The following is a 4,474-nucleotide window of genomic DNA, read 5'->3' on the forward strand; positions in this document are numbered from 1 at the left end:
GACAGCATCCCGAAGTAGAACAGCAGGCTCTTGAAATTCTCCGTATCAGCCATTTTCTCAGCCGGAAAAGAAGTGGCTATCTGTGCTGTGATACTGCCTTCCGCAATAATCTGCTGGATAACGGAGGCATTCGCACCGAACCTCTTGTCTATCTGCACCAGATGACGCAACTTGTTGTAATCTGTGCGGATATTGCTGTCAATCATCATTTCGGGTGCTCTTTTCCGCAGAAGATAGCTGTTCAGGAAATAGAGTGCCATGTCCGAATTGAATACCTTCTCATCTAAATTCCAGGAAGAGAAACAGTAGTTGTCATACCACGGCTTCATCGTCTCTATCAGACCGTCCACGGTCATATCTGCAGGAAGAGCGCTTTCACTCTTGTAATAAGAAACCATTTCCCGCATCTCTTCCATACTGAACCCGATGACACTGTTGAATTCCGGCAGCATGCTGATGTTCGTACCGATATTGAAACCGCTCGTCACGTCGTCCATCGTAATGGGGCTGACACCTGTAATAAACAGACGCTCCACGGCGGCACCCGCATTGGAAGTAGAGTCTTTGATATTGTTGAAGAACCCACGAATAAAACCTTCTCCATGTGTTTTTTCCCGGTAGCGTTCTTGCCCGTAGGAAGAAAGAATGGTGTTGGTGAAATTGTCATATTCGTCGATCAACAGGTAAATGCGCGGGCAATCCGTGCGGCTGACATACTCCTTGAGGGCGGAAAGCATTTGCCGGGGATTGGTCTCATCCGGATTGACAACCTTCCAGACATCATTGCCCATCAGGTGTTCGTACTTCAGGATGAAATTCTTCATCACCATGCAGCAATACTCGCTGAACGAACACTCCACATCTTCCAGTTTCGAACTGATTGCAGAGAAATTGAAACGCAGAACCATGTAGCTGTTATGCCGCTTTGTCGGATGTTGTCCGATATACAGTTCGCCAAACAGTTCTTTAAATCTGTCGGCATAGTCGATGCTGTAGTATGCCTCCAGCATGGCTAGGAACAGTGACTTACCGAACCTGCGGGGACGGATCAGAAACAGGTAGGGAGGTTGCCGTTCCAGCATTTCGATGAAACGCGTCTTGTCCACATAGTAGTAATCCTCGCGCATGAGGCGGGGAAAGTCTGATATTCCATAGGGTAATGCCTTCATAACTGTCCGGTTTTAAATGTTTCCACAAAGCAAAGGTAACAAAAATGATGGCAAATGCCATGAAGACCCGGAAATAGTTGCAAATAGGAGACAAGTTTCCTCACCAAAAATAAAAAGCTCAACCGTCTGCCCCTGATTGGGTAACGTTCAGAAATGAAGTGGTGAAGAAATAAAAATCCGACCCCGATAAATTCTCTAACTGGAAAAAAATATTTTCCTAACTGGGAAAAAATAATGCTTGTTTCGCGCAGTCCTCGTTTCATTTGTCTTGATTCAGAATTATACCCATGCTGAACAAACATAAAAAAAGGAGATGTGACTGTTTTCAGACACATCTCCTTTAATATGAAGGATAGTAAATATTCTACTTTAACTTCCCTTTACTAAGATAATTATTTTACGTAGATAGTACCTGCTTTTGAACCTTCTCCCTTAATGTCATTACAGATTGTATAAGAGTTGGCTTCACCGGTCAAAGTTTTGCTTTTTGCTATTGTAATGTCCCCATCAACTACAACATTACTTGTTGCCTTGATAGTGGCATTATTGTTAACATCGATACTGTTGGTTTTAACATTACCTGTCAATGCTTTATTTGCACCTTCAAATACAATCTTACCAATTGTAGAAACTTTATCGGCAGCCACCGGCAATGTTAAATTCGCATTCAAATAGATGGTCTTATCGGTGGTAATGGCTGATGTACCAGTATTTACATCTCCGTTAATTCTGACTGCAGTAATCTTTGCTTCAGCAAGAGCCGGCGTTAAGTTAGTCAAACCGTCTACCGCACGAATCACCTGAGCATCAGCACTGTTAGTCAATCTGGACAAACCGCTGAATGTACCTAAGTCACTGATAAGTCCATTGTTGATCAATTGACCGCTTCCCAACAGCGTAAAGACACCGTTATTTGTAATTTCTCCATTATTAGTAATCTTTCCATAGTTGTCTGCAACACTATTTGAGATGATATTAACAGATCCATCATTAACAATAGTCGCATCCAAGCGTGTCGTTTGACCATTTTTACCGATATTAAATTCACCGGCATTTTCTACAGTAACAGTAGATGCTAAACTCAATCCTTCCAACTTCAAAGTTCCGGCATTTACAATCTTAGTGTTGGCTACGGCACCATTGATTTCAATTTCACCGTCCAATGTTGTTTTGCTGGCATCATTCTTATTCACAACTCCCGCCGCATTATTGATTGTTGTTGCCATTAATGTCCCTTGATTGTCAGATGCTACTGTCAATTTTGCAGCAGCTGTTTTAACAGCCTTGTTATTGATGGTAGTAGCTTTCAATGTGGCTTTACCGGATACTGTTATGGTTCCTTCATTATTAATAGTTGTAGCAGTAAGAGTAGTTGCATCTGTTCCGAATGCTATAGTTCCCTTATTGTCCAATGTTGCGAATGTTGCGTCTTTCTTCACAGTAAGCGTTTTGCCAGCAGGAATAAGAGTCTTACATTCGAAGTTACATTTATCATTTAGAGTTATGTCGTTATTGAGTGTCAGAGTATAATTCTCTCCCTTGATGGTGAATGCATGATCTATTGCTGCAACAGTAGTTGTAATATCATTCTTCATAATCAAAGTACCGGCAGCCCCTTGTAATTCAGCTTCCAATGTTGCCGTATTGTAAACCAACCTGTCTGCTTCTTCAAACTTAACTCCATTCAGGTCGATATTCCAATAGTCAGTTCCTCCCTCTACAATTGCTGAACCTGCGGCAGCTTTAGTAATAGTGGCAACTTTTCCCCCTTCAGTGTAAAGTTTTACAACGATATCCTTTCCGGCCAAAGCTGTTTTTACAGGATAAGTTGATAAATAAACGCTAAGAGCATCGGCATTCTTAGTTTCTGCAGTTGCACTCGGTATTGTGCTGATATTTGTACCAAAATCAACACCAATCATATCTGCAGCAGTAGTTGCATCAGCAATAAAACTATTAGTTGCACCGGCCTGTACATGTCCTGTTTTAGCAAAAGCTTTTGCATCATCAGCAGTAGCAACCGTAATCAACTTAATCTTATCACTAGATTTATCTATTTGAGTACCAGATGTGTAGATCTTGAACTGGAAGAAATACGCTGCCGGAGTCATGCTCATTTCCTTAGCGGCATTATTTGTCCCATCCACCTTAAATGGAGCTTTTGAATAGGCAAACAAATTGATACCAAGTACGTGGTCTGCTATATTGGCAGTACTTGCTATAGCAGCTTTTGTTTGTGTCTGAATCGTTTTTAGCTCCACAGCCGGAAGCGGTTTGGTAGGATCCACAAATACCTTATTAAATGGAGAGTATAAGATATAATTGCCTGTCATAACACCGGCAACTGTTTTGAATACACTCTTGGTAATATCTACTTTTCCAGCAACAGGAACAGCGTCCTTTCTGGCGGTAACCATAGTTTCAAATTTCGCTCTAGCATTATCTCCTTCTATTCCATCAAATGCATCAGCATCTTGTTGCCCTTCAATTAGGTAAAAAGTATTACCTGTAGCTTTAGCTACTAATGAGAAAATCTTTGCAGCTTTACCTTCTTCAGGTATTGCCTGATATCCGGCAATATAGAACGGTACATTCGTCAGCACGTTTCCGTTTCCGGTTGGATTAGGTAAGCAAAGACCTACTTGGTCACCTTTAATTTCTGAGTTATCGGTTAGGTCCAAATCGTTCGAATCAAACGCTGGTTCAAAATAGAAGTTATCAAAGAAACCTTTTTCTCCTCCCGCAAATCCGCTTCTTGTAGACGCGTCTGTCCCGGAGTTAATACCTGTAATAATCGAAAGATCCTTTACTAATTGTCCTTCGTTATTCTGAATAGAATTTCCTTCGAACGTGTCATCACTACATGCCGCGAAGAGTGCAGGCAGTAGTAATGCTGAGATGATTTTTGTTGTTTTCATTTTCATTTTTATTTTTTTGTTTTAATGTTGAGTCAAACACCCATCAAAGAATCTATATACTGTCTACATTGATTCTCTTATTTGGTTGCATTTAAATTTCACCGGGTTCAGGCAGGCTGACTTCAAAGCCTTTTTCTACTTCTACCTCTAAAACCTCCACTTCCGGAGTTTCGTACTTCATTTCCTTTTCTACTTTCATAATCATAAAATTTAAATTGTTAGTAATATTAAAATTGTCTCTTTATTATCAACCGATAACATGCTTGCTTCAATCGCCATCAAAAGGATCAAGCCTATCTTTTGAGTGATAGTCCGGCATTCTTTGATAGATATATAGGTATAGCAAACCCGCATTTTCAGCCTGCAAAGTAAAAAACAAATTTCCTA

General features: G+C 40.7%; 2 protein-coding genes. Both read right to left on the minus strand.

Going from position 1 to position 4,474, the window contains the following annotated elements:
- Window positions 1-1,169, minus strand: a 1,169-nt coding sequence (locus DW182_RS21745) for an AAA family ATPase (protein ID WP_118296820.1), incomplete at its 3' end; no start/stop codon positions are given.
- 392 nt (window positions 1,170-1,561) lie between these two features.
- The gene (locus DW182_RS21750; RefSeq protein ID WP_147400147.1) at window positions 1,562-4,087 is read right to left on the minus strand and encodes a hypothetical protein; all 2,526 of its coding nucleotides are present in this window, start codon (window positions 4,085-4,087) and stop codon (window positions 1,562-1,564) included.
- Window positions 4,088-4,474: the final 387 nt, after the last annotated feature.

It is taken from the genome of Bacteroides sp. AM16-24 (assembly GCF_003471885.1).
In the GTDB taxonomy this organism is placed as follows: domain Bacteria; phylum Bacteroidota; class Bacteroidia; order Bacteroidales; family Bacteroidaceae; genus Bacteroides.